At 40.4% G+C, this 17,082-nt stretch carries 13 protein-coding genes; 6 read left to right on the top strand and 7 right to left on the bottom strand.

The annotated features are described in order from the left end of the window. Positions 1-68 precede the first annotated feature (68 nt). Both ACM0OR_RS02465 and ACM0OR_RS02460 read left to right on the top strand, forming a co-directional pair. Positions 69-1,769: a protein kinase domain-containing protein gene (locus ACM0OR_RS02465; protein ID WP_414574859.1), complete on the top strand. Its 1,701-nt coding sequence runs from the start codon at positions 69-71 to the stop codon at positions 1,767-1,769. A gap of 51 nt (positions 1,770-1,820) precedes the next feature. Beyond that, complete coding sequence (locus ACM0OR_RS02460; protein WP_414574858.1) at positions 1,821-3,821, top strand: protein kinase domain-containing protein; 2,001 nt, start codon at positions 1,821-1,823, stop codon at positions 3,819-3,821. A gap of 24 nt (positions 3,822-3,845) precedes the next feature. On the opposite strand, the gene rppB is transcribed toward ACM0OR_RS02460, so the two are convergent. Next, positions 3,846-5,186: a two-component system sensor histidine kinase RppB gene (rppB, locus tag ACM0OR_RS02455; protein WP_414574857.1), complete on the bottom strand. Its 1,341-nt coding sequence runs from the start codon at positions 5,184-5,186 to the stop codon at positions 3,846-3,848. Next, positions 5,173-5,877: a two-component system response regulator RppA gene (gene rppA / locus ACM0OR_RS02450; RefSeq protein WP_414574856.1), complete on the bottom strand. Its 705-nt coding sequence runs from the start codon at positions 5,875-5,877 to the stop codon at positions 5,173-5,175. Before rppA ends, rppB begins: the two co-directional genes overlap by 14 nt. A 182-nt stretch (positions 5,878-6,059) precedes the next feature. Here rppA and ACM0OR_RS02445 point away from each other — a divergent pair, with 182 nt between their 5' ends. Genes ACM0OR_RS02445 through ACM0OR_RS02435 form a run of 3 tightly spaced genes read left to right on the top strand, consistent with a single transcriptional unit; the run spans position 6,060 to position 11,052 of the window. Beyond that, the gene (locus ACM0OR_RS02445) at positions 6,060-7,646 is read left to right on the top strand and encodes an efflux RND transporter periplasmic adaptor subunit (RefSeq protein ID WP_414574855.1); all 1,587 of its coding nucleotides are present in this window, start codon (positions 6,060-6,062) and stop codon (positions 7,644-7,646) included. A 25-nt stretch (positions 7,647-7,671) separates the two neighbouring features. Next, the gene (locus ACM0OR_RS02440) at positions 7,672-10,794 is read left to right on the top strand and encodes an efflux RND transporter permease subunit (protein ID WP_414574874.1); all 3,123 of its coding nucleotides are present in this window, start codon (positions 7,672-7,674) and stop codon (positions 10,792-10,794) included. Between the two features lie 48 nt (positions 10,795-10,842). After that, positions 10,843-11,052, top strand: coding sequence for a hypothetical protein (locus ACM0OR_RS02435; protein WP_414574854.1), 210 nt, complete (start codon positions 10,843-10,845; stop codon positions 11,050-11,052). A 93-nt stretch (positions 11,053-11,145) separates the two neighbouring features. Here the strand turns inward: ACM0OR_RS02435 and ACM0OR_RS02430 are convergent, their stop codons facing one another. The 3 genes from ACM0OR_RS02430 to fldA form a co-directional block, all read right to left on the bottom strand. Continuing rightward, positions 11,146-12,327 carry an HAD-IC family P-type ATPase gene (locus ACM0OR_RS02430; RefSeq protein WP_414574853.1) on the bottom strand — a complete coding sequence of 394 codons (1,182 nt, stop codon included), beginning with the start codon at positions 12,325-12,327 and terminating at the stop codon, positions 11,146-11,148. A gap of 116 nt (positions 12,328-12,443) precedes the next feature. Next, on the bottom strand, positions 12,444-12,833 hold the full coding sequence (locus ACM0OR_RS02425) for a hypothetical protein (RefSeq protein WP_414574852.1): 390 nt from the start codon (positions 12,831-12,833) through the stop codon (positions 12,444-12,446). A gap of 205 nt (positions 12,834-13,038) precedes the next feature. Continuing rightward, complete coding sequence (fldA, locus tag ACM0OR_RS02420; protein ID WP_414574851.1) at positions 13,039-13,551, bottom strand: flavodoxin FldA; 513 nt, start codon at positions 13,549-13,551, stop codon at positions 13,039-13,041. 365 nt (positions 13,552-13,916) lie between these two features. Between fldA and ACM0OR_RS02415 the strand changes: the two genes are divergently transcribed. Further along, on the top strand, positions 13,917-14,519 hold the full coding sequence (locus ACM0OR_RS02415) for a DUF411 domain-containing protein (RefSeq protein ID WP_414574850.1): 603 nt from the start codon (positions 13,917-13,919) through the stop codon (positions 14,517-14,519). A 112-nt stretch (positions 14,520-14,631) separates the two neighbouring features. Here ACM0OR_RS02415 and ACM0OR_RS02410 read toward each other — a convergent pair whose 3' ends face one another. Then, positions 14,632-15,444, bottom strand: coding sequence for a hypothetical protein (locus ACM0OR_RS02410; RefSeq protein ID WP_414574849.1), 813 nt, complete (start codon positions 15,442-15,444; stop codon positions 14,632-14,634). Between the two features lie 176 nt (positions 15,445-15,620). Continuing rightward, the gene (locus ACM0OR_RS02405; RefSeq protein ID WP_414574848.1) at positions 15,621-16,886 is read right to left on the bottom strand and encodes a hypothetical protein; all 1,266 of its coding nucleotides are present in this window, start codon (positions 16,884-16,886) and stop codon (positions 15,621-15,623) included. Between the last annotated feature and the right edge of the window lie 196 nt (positions 16,887-17,082).

Genomic DNA, 17,082 nt, shown 5'->3' with positions numbered 1-17,082 from the left:
AGAATATTCGTAAATTGAAGCATATTAGTTGTAGTAATTAAAAAAACCCTCATCTATCCTTCAGCACCATGCAAGTCTATTGCAGTAAAAAACACGCTAATAATAGCAGTAATCATTTTTGCATTCATTGCGGTGAACCTTTGTCTATTACTGTTGGACAAGTTATAGACAATCGTTATCGGCTGGTTCGTCAAATAGGACAGGGTGGTTTTGGACGTACTTATCTAGCTGAGGATAAAAAGAAATCTAATCAAACCTGTGTTTTGAAGGAATTTGCACCCCAAGTCACAGAAAAACAGGATTTACAAAAGGCTAAGGAGTTGTTTGAGCGAGAAGCAAACGTCCTCAAAAAACTTCATCATCCCCAGATTCCCATGTTTCACGCTTCACTACAAGTAAAAATGGGGAATCAGGATTTTTTCTTTTTAGTGCAAGACTATGTAGAAGGCGATAATTTTGACCAAATATTAGAACAACGCCAAAGTCAAGGGAAAACTTTTACAGAAGCAGAAGTTATCACTTTATTACAACAACTTTTACCTGTTTTATCCTATATTCACTCTTTAGATGTAGTTCACCGCGATATTTCTCCTGATAATTTAATTTGGCGGCGTTCTGATAATTTACCTGTACTGATTGACTTTGGTGGTGTGAAGCAATTACCAGCTTCTCAGGGTTTTTGGTTTACTAAGTTGGCTGTCAATCATACTCTGTTGGGTAAAAAAGGCTACGCGCCAGAAGAACAATTACGACAAGGAAAGGTATATTTCAACAGTGATTTATATTCTTTGGCGGTGACAGCGTTAGTTTTATTGACAGGGAAAGAACCGCAAAAACTATACGACAGCTATCAAGGAATTTGGCGTTGGGGTAGGGAAATTAATGTCAGCTTTAAGCTAGAAGCTGTGTTAAAAAAGATGTTGGCGTATAAACCAAGCGATCGCTATCAAAATGCTGATCTAATTCTCAAAGATTTACCATCACCAGATGTGACTAAACCACCTGTGACTCATCTTACCAAGATCAAGACAATGATAGTTGCCCCTGGACGTAAAGCAGGGGTAATCGTTAGTAAATTCCATAACAAAACTCAAGCCGTAGCCCAAAAGTTACCTCTCCCTGGTTGGCTACGTCCTTTTGCAGTCAGTTTTGGGGGAACGGCTTTAATTATATTGACTGGTGCAGGGACTTTTGCGGTAGTAAACTCACTGATTCGAGGTGTCTCTTCAATCACTCCACCACAAATTTCTTTACCCCAAATACCATCGTTATCTAGTCCTACTAGTCAACCAGTTAGTGACAAAAATAAAATTACCCTGAGTCAAGTTTTAAGTCGTCGCCAACAATTAGAAATTCCTGAACCCTTTTTTACCCGGACAGTAGACGGCTTATTCCATACCCAAAAACCAGAGTTAAACGGACGTAGCCTCACTTCTAACCCAGAAGATGCAGGTTTGCGAGATGAATGGTCTGCCGTCGCTAGCGATTTATTGAATAAAATAGAACAGGCTAAACTCAGTACAGCAACTCGCCGTCAACTGGGAAGCTATACAGAGAGAGATTATCAAACTTGGAGACGACAAGCTCGTTCTGGACAACTAGGAAATTACACAGTCAGCGATTTAAATAAGGATACCAATCAAAAATTTGATCAGTTGTTTCCAGGTCAAGACCGTGGGAAACTGAATCAACGGACTTTAGGTCAAGTTTGGTATGCGATCGCAGATGAACAAGTGAAAAATAGGGGACAGATGAGAGGTGACAGGTGACAGTGAAGAAGATCAGGGAGAATTGAATTTTGCCTCAATGACTAATGAGTAATGAATAACATTCAACCAGGGCTAACTTTAGGCGATCGCTATGTGATTGTACGTCAAATCGGTCAGGGAGGATTTGGACGGACTTATTTAGCTGAAGATATTAACCGTTTTCGCGAACTTTGTGTTTTAAAGGAATTTTGTCCCCAAGTTCAAACAGACTACGTTTTACAAAAAGCAGAAGAACTATTTCAGCGTGAAGCTAGTGTTCTCTATAAGTTACAACATCCCCAAATTCCTCGCTTTCGGGAACAGTTTCACATTAATTTGGAAGGTAAAGAATATTTATTTTTAGTCCAAGATTATATAGAAGGACAAAATTATAGTTATTTATTAAATAGCCGTAAACAACAGGGTTTACGATTTACAGAATTAGAAATTAAGCAACTTTTACAGCAAATTTTACCAGTGTTGAATTATATCCATTCCTTGGGTGTGATTCATCGTGATATTTCGCCAGATAATTTAATTCTTCGCACTTTTGACCAGCTACCAATATTAATTGATTTTGGTGGTGTCAAACAAGTAGTAGCCGCCGTTGCTTCCCAATATTATCAACAGGGGATAGCTACACCGCCTCCAGTCGCTACCCTACTAGGTAAGGTGGGATTCGCACCACCAGAACAAATGCAAACCGGTGCAGTGTCTCCCCATAGTGATTTGTATGCTTTGGCGGTGACTGCAATAGTTTTATTGACGGGTAAACAACCCCAAGAATTAGTCGATAATTATAATCTTTCTTGGCAATGGCGAAGGGAAATTACCCTCAGTCCGCTATTAGGACAAGTATTAGATCAAATGTTAGCTCCTCGACCGGGCGATCGCTATCAGTCAGCCCAACAAGTTCTCGAAGCACTCAATTCTCCACCAGTACATTATCCCCCCACTCAAGCACCCATCCCCCCAGTCGCACCGACATCAGCAACTCTAGCTGTCTCGCCTACTCCCCCTATTGTTCCTATTCCCCCTGCTTCTCTTCCTCCCGAACCTAACAATCAATGGACATCAACTAAAACTTTTCTAGCAGTGTTGGTGTTAGTTACTACTGGGGGATTAATTTGGTGGGGAGTTGGCGGAAGAACTGGTAATCAAGTCATAGTCGATTCTACACCAACACCAACTATTACCCAGCCTACCAATCCTCTAGATAAATACTCGCCCACAGAACGACGACGCAAACAAAGATTAAGCGATCGCCGTCAACAATTAGGGATAGACTTTAATTTCTACGTTAATTTAGTCAATCAAAGTTTTTGGGAGCAAAATCCCAGTTTAAAGGGACGTACCCTCAGCGATGAACCAGAGGATGAAAGTTTACGGGGAGAATGGGATAAAATCGCTGGTGAATTACTCGAAAAGCTTGTACCATTAAGTACCAAAGCACGACGGCAATTAGGTACTTATACTGCCGCAGAACGCGATCGCTGGAAGGTGGATATCAATCAAGTTAATGTTAGTAGTCGCGCTTTGTATGATTTGGGTGATGCGGCTTTTTTTAACGCCTTCCCAAAACGAAAAGGACAAGACTTCATCAATCAGCCTATAGGACAAGTTTGGCACGCTTTTGTTAGTGACAAACTTAACGCCATCATTGCAGGTAGTGCTTTCCAAAAAATCGTTTTTGATCAAGATGCTATTAATAAAACTATCAGTGGTAATCTTAACCCTGGTGTGGGTAAAGTTTTTATTGCTGATTTAGCTCAAAATCAAACTTTAGATTTCCAACTACAAGCAAATCCCCAAGTTTTGTTATCAATTTATTCGCCTTCTGGGAAAATTATATTTTTAGAAGATTCTACGCAACGGACTTTAACAACAGAACTACCAGAATCGGGATTTTATGAATTTGTTGTGGTGTCCACTGCATCCACATCAGCAGATTATCAACTCAGCCTTACAGTCAAAAATCCCACCCCACCAGAACCAACACCAACTCCCACAGAAACACCCACACCCACACCCACAGAAACCCCGACAGAAACACCAACACCAACCCCTAATTAAATACTAAAGCTTGAAATTCATCAATTAGTTTTTACGGGGTAGCTTAAGCGTAAAAATACTGCCTTGACCTAATTCACTCTGCACATCTATACTACCGTGGTGTGCTAGGATAATTGCTTGAGCGATCGCTAATCCTAATCCAGAACCGCCAGTGCTACGAGAGCGATCGCTATGCACTCGATAAAAGCGATCAAAAATGTGTGATAATTCTGACTGAGGAATACTAATACCTGTATCCTGAATTTGAATCACAGCATAATTATCACTACGGTTTAAAGCAACTATTACTTTACCACCTGATGGTGTATACTGAATAGCATTGATAGTTAAGTTAGAAATCAAACGATAAAGCTGGTCTTGATTAGCGATAATATTTACAGGTGTCGATACCAGAATCCGAGATGTGAGGGTGATATTTGTGGCGATCGCTAATGCTGCAAACTCTTCTATTAAGTCATTAATAATATCATCTAAACAACAAATCTCACGCCGCATTGGCACAGGTTGACTATCTAAACGAGATAGTAATAATAAATCAGTTACAAGATTAGTCAAACGCTGATTTTGACGGTGTAGAGTTTGTAAAGTTTCCCGCGCCTCTACTTCATCCAATTGTGACATCAAAAGTGCTGATTCTACAGTTGCTTGAGTAGCTGCTAAAGGTGTGCGTAATTCGTGGGCTGCATCGGCTGTAAATTGTTGAATTTGTCTGTATGATTTATAAATTGGTTGCATTGCTAATCTAGCTAACCACCAACTAGCAAGACCAACTAAAGTAATAACAATTGGCGAACCCAATACTAATATGAGCTTAACCGCATCTAAATAACTATTAAAATCTTCAATACTCCGCCCGACTTGAATGTAACCCCAATCACGATTATTTTGGGTATGTAAAGTTAAAGAAATTTGATGATAGACCTTACCTTTATTATCTTTGAGAGTTTGCCATAATTCTCGATTAAATTCTGGTGATAGCCCTTCTGGATAAGCCCCAGCTATAGCAAATAAGCGTCCAGAATTATCAAAGAAACGCACATAATAATGGTCTTGATGAATAGCACTTAGGGTATGACGCTGAGAGTTTACTGGCTCGGAAATACACCTTTTTCCTACTATGCATATATTGGGTAAAAGAGTTTGTATGACTGGTTCTAATTGACCAGGTTGTTGTAATTTCAATTCAATACTATCATGCAATGTTCCCGCTACTGATTCTATTTCTTGGTCTAAGGTCATCCAATGAGCGTGAGACACAGCTTTGTAAACACCAATTCCACACAAACTTAAAATCACAGCCATCACCAGCGCGTACCACAACGCCAAACGTAAGCGGGTTTGCTGAAATAACTTATTTTGATTCATCGGTGAAATTAAATCTATATCCCAGACCATGTAATGTTTCAATCATATTTTCACAGCCACTATTAGCCAACTTGCGACGTAGTAACCTAACTTGTGCTGCAACTACATTACTTACAGGTTCTGCATTTACCTCCCAAAGTTGATAGCGAATTTGTTCAGAATTTAATATTTGATTGGGGTGCTTGATAAAATATTCTAGAAGTTGAAATTCTTTATTAGTTAAGATAATTTCCTGTTTATTCCCCGCAATACCTCTACTAATTACTTTACTATTACCATAATCTAAAGTGAGCTTTCCCACAGTTAATTCTTGGGGTTGAAATTGAGGCGATCGCCTCTGCAAAGCCCGCAATCTCGCTAACAGTTCCGCCATACCAAAGGGTTTGACTAAATAATCATCAGCCCCTGCATCTAACCCCATGACTTTATCTTCCATTCTATCTTTAGCTGTCAGTATTAACACAGGTAGAGGATTATGCCGATAACGTAATTTCTGGCATAATTCCAAACCAGAAATACCAGGAATCATCCAATCAAAAATAGCTAAAGTGTATTGTGTCCAACTACTTTCTAGATATGCCCACGCCTCATTACCATCTATCACCCAATCAACCAAGTATTTCTGTTGGGTAAGAGTTCGCTTAATAGCAGTACCCAAATCTGGTTCATCCTCAACAAGTAGCACTCTCATAAATTAAATTTCTTCATAACTCTGTGTCTTTGTGTCTCTGTGGTTAAAGACTTTTTTACCACAGAGACACAAAGACACAGAGAATCTCTACTAAATTTCATCCTAATTTCATTTTGAGATGAAATACTAGGGTGGGGTGCAGAATAACCCTTTTACCCCGTAACTCAGGATTTCTGATAGCGATGTTAAACTCTCTGTTTTTAATCATGCGTAGTGCCTCTGGTATACTAGCCAGCTTACTATTATTAGCGAGTCCCGCAGCAGTTCTAGCCCATGCTGGACACGGAAATGAATTTCAGGGAGGAAATGAAGCATCGGCTAATAGTTCGGTTCAGGTAGATACAGAAACGGCTCAAAGGTTAGGAATAAAAGTTACACCAGTCAAATCACAGCAACTAGCTATCAGCATTAAAACTACAGGTAAAATAGAAACCCTACCTAGTAAACAAGCAGAAGTTACTACACCCATTCCAGGGGCAAAAGTAGTTGAGTTGTTAGTAGAACCAGGTACTATAGTTAAGCAAGGTCAACCTGTTGCTGTCGTCACCAGTCCAGATTTAGCATCACTGCGCGTAGAGTCACAAGAGAAACTGGCTCAAGGTGAAGCAGATTTACAACAAGCTTTAGCAGATTTAAAATTAGCGCAACAAAATTATTATCGCTATCAACAAATTGCGGCTGCTGAAATTACTGAAGCTGAAAGTCAAGTAGCATTTGCTCAAGAAAAATATAACAAAGACAAAGATTTAGCTGAGGCGGGTGCTTTACCCCAAAGGAATGCTTTAGAATCTCAAACTCAGCTAGCCCAGGCGAAAGCGCAACTGACGAAAGCTAATAGTCGCCGGGAAGTCATCGCCGCAGAAAATCAACTCAAACGCGCCCAGGCTCATGTTACAGTTGCCAAATCTCGAATTAGTCTCAGCAGTGCAAACTATGGAACTCGCTTGCAACAATTAGGCATCCGTAGTAATAGCAAAGGACTTGTGACAATAACAGCACCAATTTCTGGGAAGGTTGCGGATAGAGAAGTTACTATCGGTCAAACCTTTAATGATGCAGGTGGCAAATTAATGACGATTGTTAATGATAATCGGGTGTTTGCTACAGCTAATATTTACGAAAAAGATTTAGATAAAGTTCGTCAAGGTCAACGGGTTAATGTCAAAGTGGCTGCTTTACCTGACCGCACATTTACAGGACGCATTACTATTATTGATTCGGCGGTGACAGGGGAGACGCGGGTTGTCCCAGTAAAAGCGGAAATTAATAATCCTGGTGGTGTACTTAAACCTGGGATGTTTGCTGAATTGGAAGTCCTCACCAACCAAACTTCATCAGCAGTGTTAGCTATTCCCTCTACAGCCGTTGTTGATGTTAATGGTAAGGAACAGGTTTATATCCAAAATGGTAATGCTTACCAAGGAGTTGATGTTACTTTGGGTCGAACCTCTGGGGATATGGTTGAGGTGAAGATGGGTTTATTTGCAGGGGATTTAGTAGTAACTCAGCGTGCGCCGCAACTATACGCGCAGTCTTTGCTTGGGGGAAATAAATCTAATCAAAATGACCATGAACATGGGGAAGCTACTACAGGTGTAACATCGAATCTGCCTGTACCACTGTGGTTATTGGGGGTTGGTGGAGGGAGTTTATTAATTATAGGCGCATTTTTTGGGGGTGCTGTTTGGTCTCGGCGGCGGATATCGGCGGTGAATTTGAGTTTGGATTTGTCTCATGCAGAGACGCAGAGGCGCAGAGAGTTGGAGTGAGTTTTTTGGTGTTTGGAGTTGGGAAATGTTAAATAGCATCCTTAAGTGGTCGATTGTTCAACGGTGGTTGGTGGTGTTGGGAGCAGTTGTAGTTACGTTTTTGGGTGTGTACAATCTGACTCAAATGCCATTGGATGTGTTTCCTGATTTTGCACCGCCGCAAGTTGAGATTCAAACTGAAGCCCCAGGACTCGCTCCAGAAGAGGTAGAATCGCTGGTGACTTTGCCGATTGAAAGTTCTGTGAATGGTACACCGGGGGTGGAAACGGTACGTTCTTCCTCGGCGGTGGGAATTTCGGTGGTGAAGGTGATTTTTAAGTGGGGGACGAATGTTTATCAGGCTCGTCAGTTGGTGATGGAACGATTGCAACAGGTGCAGGAGAAGTTACCATCAGGTGTAGAAAATCCCCAAATTTCGCCGATTACTTCCCCGATTGGGACTGTGTTGCAGTATGCTTTCACTGCTGACACAACGCCACTGATGGAAGTGCGGCGTTTGGTTGACAGGGATGTGACGAATCGACTGTTGGCTGTATCTGGGGTTTCTCAAGTGATTGCTTATGGTGGTGATGTTCGTCAATATCAGGTTTTAGTTGACCCGGCGAAGCTGAAAGCATTTAATGTCACTTTGGATGAGGTGACAGCAGCTACAAAAGCCGCTAATGTGAATGCATCTGGTGGTTTTTTAATTAACCCCGACCAAGAAATTATCATTCGGGGACTGGGACGGGTTAAATCTATTGAACAGTTGGCTAACTCTGCTGTGACAGCCCGTAATGGTACGCCTGTTTTACTTAAAGATGTCGCATCTGTGCAGATTGGCGCAGCTTTAAAACGTGGTGATGGTAGTCTCAATGGTCAGCTTGCGATTGTGGTGATGGTGAATAAACAGCCGCAGTATGATACACCGACTGTAACTAAAGCAATTGAAAAGGCGATCTCAGAGGTAAAATTAGCATTACCCCCAGACGTGAAAGTTACAGAAACTTTTCGCCAGGAAAGTTTTATTGCCGCAGCTATTGAAAATGTTACCAGTTCTCTCCGTGATGGTACTATTATTGTCGCTGTTATCTTGCTGCTGTTTTTGATGAACTGGCGCACGGCTGTAATTACTCTGAGTGCCATTCCTCTATCAGTTTTAATTGGGATGTTGATTCTCAATTTATTTAGTCAGGCAATTAACACCATAACTTTGGGTGGTTTAGCTGTGGCTATTGGTTCGGTAGTGGATGACTCAATTGTTGATATGGAAAACTGCTACCGAGGGTTACGTAAAAATCAAGCTGCAAGCAATCCTGTTCATCCCTTTAAAGTAGTTTACGATACCTCAGTTGAAGTCAGAGTCAGCGTCATTTTTTCTACAGTCATTATTGCCGTAGTCTTTGCACCTATTTTCATGCTTACGGGTGTAGAAGGGCGCATATTTGCCCCGATGGGTGTGGCTTATTTGGTATCAATTTTTGCGTCTACCTTTGTAGCTATGACGCTGTCGCCTGCATTGTGCGCGATTTTATTAGCCAATCGCCAGTTACCTTCAGATGATACTTGGGTAAATGCCTTATCACAGCGACTTTATCAACCGTTGCTCAATTTTTCGCTGCGCTTCCCGACGATTATCTTGGCAATTGCGGGGGCTAGTTTAGTTGCATCTCTAATAATTTTACCAAGTTTGGGTAGGGTTTTTCTGCCGGAGTTCCAAGAACCATCTTTAGTCAATGCTGTGCTGCTGTATCCAGGGAGTTCTCTGTCAGCCACGAATCAAGTCGGGTTCGTTATGCAAGAGGCTTTGAAAGGTGACAAGCGATTTAGCACAGTCCAGTTACGAGCCGGACGCGCTCCTGGTGATGCTGATGCTGGTGGCGTGAATTTGGGACATTTAGATGTGGAATTGACTAAGGACGGCTTACAAGATAGGAAAGGAAGCATTGAGAAGTTACGGGCAGAATTTGCCAAAATACCGGGAGTTGCCCCTAGTATTGGCGGCTTTATTTCTCACCGCATGGATGAGGTATTATCAGGAGTGAGAAGTGCGATCGCAATCAAAATTTTTGGCTCAGATTTAGGCGAACTGCGTCACATTGGTTCTGAGGTGCAAGCGGCTGTCAAAGATATACCGGGACTGGTAGATTTACAACTTGAACCCCAAGTCCCCATTAAGCAGGTACAAATTAAATTTTCCAGAACCGCCGCAGCTCGCTATGGTTTAACAGTCGGTCAACTAGCAGAAGTGACCGAAACTGCTTTGAATGGGCGGGTTGTCTCTCAAGTTTTGGAAGGACAGCAATTATTTGATTTGGTTGTGTGGTTGCAACCAGAAGCACGCAATAATTTAGAAATTATCCGCAACTTATTAGTAGATACCCCCACAGGGCAGAAAATCCCCCTAGCTCAAGTCGCCAGCGTTGACTATGGAACAGGCCCCAACACAATTAACCGGGAAAATGTCTCACGTTTAATTGTAGTTTCTGCTAATGTTTCCGGGCGAGATTTAGGTTCTGTCGTTGATGAAATTCAAGCTAAAGTACAGCAATCAATTCAGTTACCTACAGGTTATTTCATTCAATACGGCGGACAATTTGAATCAGAACAACGCGCTACCCAAAACTTACTAGTATTTGGAAGTTTAGCAATTGTAATTATTGCTGTCTTGATGTACTTTGCAGTTAAATCTGTTGCTGCCATGCTAATGATTATGATTAACCTACCTCTAGCATTGGTAGGAGGTATATTTTCCATTGCTTTAAGTGGCGGAATTATCTCTGTAGCTTCCTTAGTCGGGTTTATTACTCTATTTGGTGTAGCCACACGCAACGGACTTTTATTAGTAGATAATTACAATCAGAAATTAGCCCAGGGTTTGCCTTTAAAGACAGTAATTTTGACAGGTTCAATGGAACGCTTAGTTGCTATTTTAATGACAGCTTTGACTTCCGCTTTGGGCATGATACCTTTGATAATTGGCATAGGTGCAGGTAAAGAAATTCTCCAGCCTTTAGCTATAGTGGTACTGGGAGGTTTGTTTACTTCTACAGGGTTAACATTATTAGTTTTACCTGCTTTATATGCTCAGTTCGGTAAATTCTTGCTGCCTAAAAAACCGCTTTCAGATGTCGAATCAGGAAAGGGAATGACATCAGTTTTTGAGTAATCCCAATTCTATATGAATTTGCACAGTACCCATTGTAAAGGGGCTACGGTGTCTACGCAAGTTGCTTCATCGGCATTGCCAATGCAACGCTTGACATTGCTAATGCAACGCCTGAAATTGTTAATGCAACGCTTGACATTGCTAATGCAACGCTTGACATTGCTAATGCAACGCTTGACATTATTAATGCAACGCCTAACAAGGCTAAAATCTGGGGTTTGTGAAGTAAGAGTTCGTAGTAAGGACTTTAGTCCTTAGATGAGGACTAAACTCTCTACGAGACGCTAGGCGTAGCTTGCTTCCCCGCAGGGGTACACTACAAACTATTTTCTTAACTGAACTGTATTGGATTTAAGCCAACTTCGCCCGACGCAACATTACAGCATTAATTGCCACAATCACAGTTGACAAACTCATTAATAATGCTCCCACCGCCGGTGAAAGTAAAATTCCCCAAGTGTAAAGCACACCAGCCGCCAGAGGAATAGCAATCACGTTGTAACCTGTCGCCCATGCAAGATTTTGAATCATTTTGCTGTAGGTTTTTTGGGCTAAATTCAGGGCTTTAACTGCGTCTAAGGGATCATTTTCAATTAACACTAAATCCGCAGATTCAATTGCTACATTAGTTCCTGCACCGATCGCAATTATAGTCAACCAGTAGGCTGTCCGGTCTGCTAAGACTTGATATCTACTTCTAGAACCCTGCGCCTCTTCTACCAAGCGCATAATCTGATTAATCGTAGTTTCGCCACCTACACGAGTCACTTTAACTTTAACTGAACCCTCACCGTTTACCGAACCAGCTACTACTTCATCCCCTTCTTGTTTAGCAACTGGACGAGATTCACCTGTGAGAAAGGATTCATTAATGCTGCTTTCTCCCTCAATCACAATCCCATCATTGGGGACTTGCTCCCCTGGACGAATCAAAACAATATCTTCTGCTTGAATTTCGCTGACCGGCACATCTTCAACTTGACCGTTAGTGAGGCGATGGGCTTGGGCAGGTAAAAGTTGTGCTAAATTTTCTAAAGCCCGGCTAGCACTTTGTACAGAAGCCATTTCAATCCAGTGACCCAGCAGCATAATATCTACTAGGGTTGCTAGCTCCCAATAAAAAGGCATCCCCCTCAAACCAAGAGAAACAGCCAAACTGTACGTAAATGCAACCGTAATTGCTAGCGCAATCAAAGTCATCATCCCGATTTGGCTGTGCAGTTCATTCCAAGCACCTTTGAGAAATACCCAACCACCGTAAAAATAGATGATGATGCCTAAAATTGGGTTAATCCACTCCGAACCAGGAAAAGCGATCGCTTCGTAATTCAACCAATCTTGTAGTTGGGTAGAAAAATACAAGATGGGCAAAGTTAACAGCAGACAGATAAAAAAGCGACGTTTGAAAATTTCCGGGCTATGTCCAGCGTGTTTACCATGTTGTAAATGCCCTGGTTGATGCTCAGAATGGTGTTCATGTTCGTAGTGTTCGTGAGTCGGATGTGTAGCTGTTCTCCTATGATGATTTGTCATGATCAATAGCACTCATTAGTATTTTGTTGGCATTTAATTCCAATCCTCTAATATTCCCCAATAGATTCAAACATAAAAACCCAAATTCCGTGGTACTTTCATAATTACGAATTACTTTAACTTCCCATCATTTGGTTCATCTTTTCCATCATTTGATTCATTTTCTGCATACTTCTCATCGCTTCTTGCATTTGCCTCATCATTTGTTGATGGTGTTGTTCTCTTTGTTGTGGAGTCATTCTTTGCATCATTTGCTGCATTTGTTCAGGTGTCATCTGAGACATTCTCTGCTGCATTCGACCCATATTGATTTGCATTTGTCCCATCATTTGCTGCATCTGTCCCATCTGTGTCATCATTTCTCGGCGATGCTGACCCATCTGTTGTAAGTTCATTTCTGAACGTTGCTGAGAAGGTTGAGTTTGAGCAATTGAAGGAACAGCACTCAATCCTAATAGAGTGAGAGCAGTAACAAAATAATTAACGAAATTTGTATTTTTCATCATTTTCTACTGGCTTTTTAAAGTCAAGGTTTTAAATTCACCGTATATTATTGTGCTGGATAAAAAATCAACTAATAGATATAAATTAATTGTCATAATTGGAGAAACTCTAATACTTAGAGTATTACTCAAGATTTTGCTTCAGTAATACCAGAATCCTGAGTGTTAGAGTTGAGGCAACTTTGTAAAATTGCCTATCAGGACTCTTCTACAAACCAAACTCTTGTTTGAGTTGAGCTACCCAAGTTTTGATTCGTTCCTCTGTCAAGTCCGCTTGATTATCTTCGTCAAGAGCAAGTCCTACAAATTTCCCATCACGGAGTGCTTTAGACTCACTAAACTCATAGTTATCTGTAGGCCAATAACCCACAGTTTTACCACCTAATTCCACAATTTTTTCTTCGAGAATGCCCATTGCATCTTGAAAGGTATCAGGATAACCAACCTGATCCCCTGCACCAAAATAAGCTACTTTCTTCCCAGAAAAATCAACATTATCTAGCTCATCATAAAAACCTTCCCAGTCGCTTTGTAATTCACCAATATTCCAGGTGGGGCAGCCAATAATGATATAATTATATTTATTGAACTCACTCAATTCTACTTGAGAGACATCATGCAATTCTACAGTATGTTTATCACCAAACTGTTGTTGAATCATTTCTGATTCTGTTTGGGTATTGCCTGTTTGAGTACCAAAAAATAACCCTATATTAGCCATAATTAATCCTTGTGAATCTGGGAATTAAATATTTTGCGAGTGTAGTGTAATTCGGATACTACTTGATGATGGTACACTCTACTTTGAATTTAGCTTGTCCCTTGACTTTAATTTAAAAATTTCCTATCGCTCAAACATCTTCCAAATGGGATAAAAAAATTTATGTCTGATGTAATATACCAAATTTCATCTTATTTTCATTTTTGTATTTTTAGCTAAAAATGTAGACAATATTTTCTTTATAAAAGTAAATATTGTCTACATCTTAAAATCTCGCCGTTGACTCTTCACTTAACTAGAGAGTATAAACTCACAAAAATAGGTTGGAAATACGAATACTAAAAATCTCTTACAAGGTGTTAACAATGTACAAACGTTTTTCTGATTGGATGAGTAAATTGCCTCGTTATTTGTTGGCAGTAATTGTTACCACTGGAGTTGTAGCAACTGCCTACATAACATTCAATTTAATGAGCCAAGGAGAGAATGTCACAGCTAGTAATCATCTACAAGTATTAGCGAGTAATTCTACATCACTGCTCAACGTCAGTGTTTGGGATCAGCAAACCGAATCCTATTCAGGAACAAGAGACGTTAAAGTTTATCGTAGTCCGGCTTGTACCTGCTGCGGAAATTGGATAAAACACATCCAAAAGCACGGGTTTAAAATCCAAGCTGATATCAAAACTGACGAGATGGAAGCTATCAAACAAAAGTACAATTTACCTCCAGATTTAGCATCTTGTCATACAGCAATTATTGACGGTTACGTGATGGAAGGACATATTCCCGCCGATGATATCAAGCTTTTTCTGCAACAACAGCCCCAACTTGCAGGTTTAGCTGTACCAGGAATGGCTATAGGAACGCCAGGAATGGAATCGGGAAATACAAAGCAGCCCTTTACAGTCATGGAGTTTAATCATCAGGGGGAAGTTCAAATATTTAAAAAATATCAATCTTATTAATTGCAGAATTTAATTATCGGACTCCTATTGGATTCTTGAAGCGACTCAGTTTGAGTCAGTTGTAGCTATCCAGCGACTGACTGTATGAGCTTTGTCAGTCGCTGTGCAAATTTTAACGCTTATTCAAAGCAGCCCGTAACTGCTTCAGAACTTTACCAATTTCTAAAAATTGTGGGTCTTTCGCCAATTTCTGAACAACTTCAGGACTGCTTTCCATCACAATATTATTGTAAGCAGTAATAGCAGCATTTAACTTATTCAGATCCACACTTGGTTTAACTACATTTTGAGCAACTTCTTTTTTTAACCCCTTAACACCAGCTACTAAATGCGCTGGTTTTAAAGACCCCATATCAACACCAGATGTAGATGCTGATGACTGACTAATCATCCCCTGAAGAGCGTTAACCAGACGTCGTATTGCAGATGGTGAAACACCTAAATTACCTAAAGAACTTTGTAACTGATTGACAGAATTTTCTGCATCAGCACCACCTTGTAAAATAACTACAATAATGGCAAATACACTATTAGAACTACCCGCACAACTCAAGACAGTACCATCAACACCAACACTACAGACAGTACCATCAACACCAACACTACTGACTGCTACTGAGCTATTAGCATCTTCAGCTTGTTCCAATATCTCATTAGCCGCTTCATTGACATTGTTCTGAATTTCTGGTGATGTACTAATATTCACCTCAGAATCACCACTGTTTATTTCGACATTAGTACCAGGTACAGCTTCAAGCGGTGGCTCTGTTGCAGGGCTAAGATTATCACCAGATGAGGTAGCAGAATCATCACTAACACCGACTACATTAGCACTACCTGCATTTACTCTCAGGGGCGCACTGACTAAACAAGTCAATAAAATTAATACTAAACCTAAATTGAGAGGTAAGTTTTGTTTTTTCATGACTATTGCTGCTAAAGATTGTGTCCGGTTGATTACTTATTAAACTCGAAAAAAACCACCTCATCAAAGCTATGTTTGATTTTCCTTACCTGCAAGCTGGGTGGGTTTTAATGACCGAGAAAAACATAACTACTTATCTGCACCTGATATCCTTTATTTCCAAAATAACTCAACATCTAAAACCGAAAAGTATACCCTGCACTTAAAGTAAACCCAAGACCAGTTTCAAAATTGCTGGTTACATCCGTGAAAATAGTATTGATAACTATAGGAGTATCTTTTAATGGTGCAAAAGATGCTCCCATATTGAGGCGATTTCCTGTCCAGCTAGTAACCAAAGATATTTCTGGAATAATTCTTAAACCCAGACTTCCAAAAAGATTTATAGCATTATCACCTGCTTCTATCGCACCCTTAGAACGAAAACTACCACTACCAAGACCCGCAGAAAGCGTGAGAGGTAATTTATGATTTGGGTTATTTGGTTGCAGTGGAAATGACTTAGTAACTACCCCATAAATAGTATCTTGAGCATCGGTAACATCTCCCCATTTCACAGCATTTGACCAACCAACAGCTACAGCCGTACCATCGGTAAAATATTTGTGTAGCTTAAAACCGACACCGCCACTATCGCCAAAATCAAAATTATCACCACCGCCGACACTAGTAATATTGACGTTAACTTCCAACCCTACAGATTTAACTGCATCACCTAAACCGAAACCCACCGACAACGAACCGTCTACATTATCCTTATCTTTATCAAGCGGGAAACTTAAACCACCCCCAATATAGGCTTGACCGAAACTTGCACCATAAGCAGAGGGAGTACCCGCAGCTGAACCAGGAGCAGCTTTAGGAGTCTTACGAACTCTGACTATTGGTTCAATTAACAGTTCTTGGCGCAATTGATTAGTATCGCCTAGTGTGTCACCTACTACCCCAGAAGAGTCAGTTTGTGCAATGATTTGAGTTTGATTTTGGGGCTTTAATTGCTCATCAGATTCTAATACATTTTCTGCTAAAATTTCCCCCATCCCTGCATTTGAGTGAGTGGAAAACATTTCAGTAGTATCAACACCAATAAATTCTGGGGTCTGAATATTTTGACTTTTTACAGCCTCTATGGTTCTAGATGAGAGGTACAGTTGCTTTGCGTCTGATAAAGAGGGGTTTTCTATATCCTGGGAAAAGTCAGTTTGAATGCTAGTCTGAGAACTATTAGTTTCAGATAAAGTTTGAGTAAAACTTAATTCTATTTGTGAATCAGTAACGACATGATCTGAAGCTTCTGCTGATGGGACGGAAACAACCGTTAAACCTAGCAGAGAAGTTACTAAAGTTGTGCCTAAGTTTAGATGACTACACCTTGTACGATTAGCTTTAAAAAGAGCAGGGTGGCTAATAATGTTATATTTTTGTTTATGTTTGGGAGTCACTGCAATATTCCTTCATGTTTTTTGTTAAAAAAAAGCCACAAGCGCAAGATGAATTTATACTCACAACATTGTCAGAACAAACAGTATTTTTACTGTTTTAATTCATAATCAACATTTAGTCCTCAGAGGATATGAGGAACTGTTGGACAAAGATGGCAATCCTAGTGAATTTGTAATATATCTAACATTCAATAAT

It is taken from the genome of Anabaena sp. CCY 9402-a (genome assembly GCF_963920945.1).
GTDB lineage: Bacteria > Cyanobacteriota > Cyanobacteriia > Cyanobacteriales > Nostocaceae > Trichormus > Trichormus minutissimus.
The sequence above is the reverse complement of the archived record's forward strand: the minus strand, read 5'-3'. Positions and strand labels throughout refer to the sequence as shown.

Coding starts and splice junctions, on each gene's coding strand:
- ACM0OR_RS02465 (WP_414574859.1), top strand. CDS start 69: ATGCAAGTCTATTGCAGTAAAAAACACGCTAATAATAGCAGTAATCAT.
- ACM0OR_RS02460 (WP_414574858.1), top strand. CDS start 1,821: ATGAATAACATTCAACCAGGGCTAACTTTAGGCGATCGCTATGTGATT.
- rppB (WP_414574857.1), bottom strand. CDS start 5,186: ATGAATCAAAATAAGTTATTTCAGCAAACCCGCTTACGTTTGGCGTTG.
- rppA (WP_414574856.1), bottom strand. CDS start 5,877: ATGAGAGTGCTACTTGTTGAGGATGAACCAGATTTGGGTACTGCTATT.
- ACM0OR_RS02445 (WP_414574855.1), top strand. CDS start 6,060: ATGTTAAACTCTCTGTTTTTAATCATGCGTAGTGCCTCTGGTATACTA.
- ACM0OR_RS02440 (WP_414574874.1), top strand. CDS start 7,672: ATGTTAAATAGCATCCTTAAGTGGTCGATTGTTCAACGGTGGTTGGTG.
- ACM0OR_RS02430 (WP_414574853.1), bottom strand. CDS start 12,327: ATGACAAATCATCATAGGAGAACAGCTACACATCCGACTCACGAACAC.
- ACM0OR_RS02425 (WP_414574852.1), bottom strand. CDS start 12,833: ATGATGAAAAATACAAATTTCGTTAATTATTTTGTTACTGCTCTCACT.
- fldA (WP_414574851.1), bottom strand. CDS start 13,551: ATGGCTAATATAGGGTTATTTTTTGGTACTCAAACAGGCAATACCCAA.
- ACM0OR_RS02415 (WP_414574850.1), top strand. CDS start 13,917: ATGTACAAACGTTTTTCTGATTGGATGAGTAAATTGCCTCGTTATTTG.
- ACM0OR_RS02410 (WP_414574849.1), bottom strand. CDS start 15,444: ATGAAAAAACAAAACTTACCTCTCAATTTAGGTTTAGTATTAATTTTA.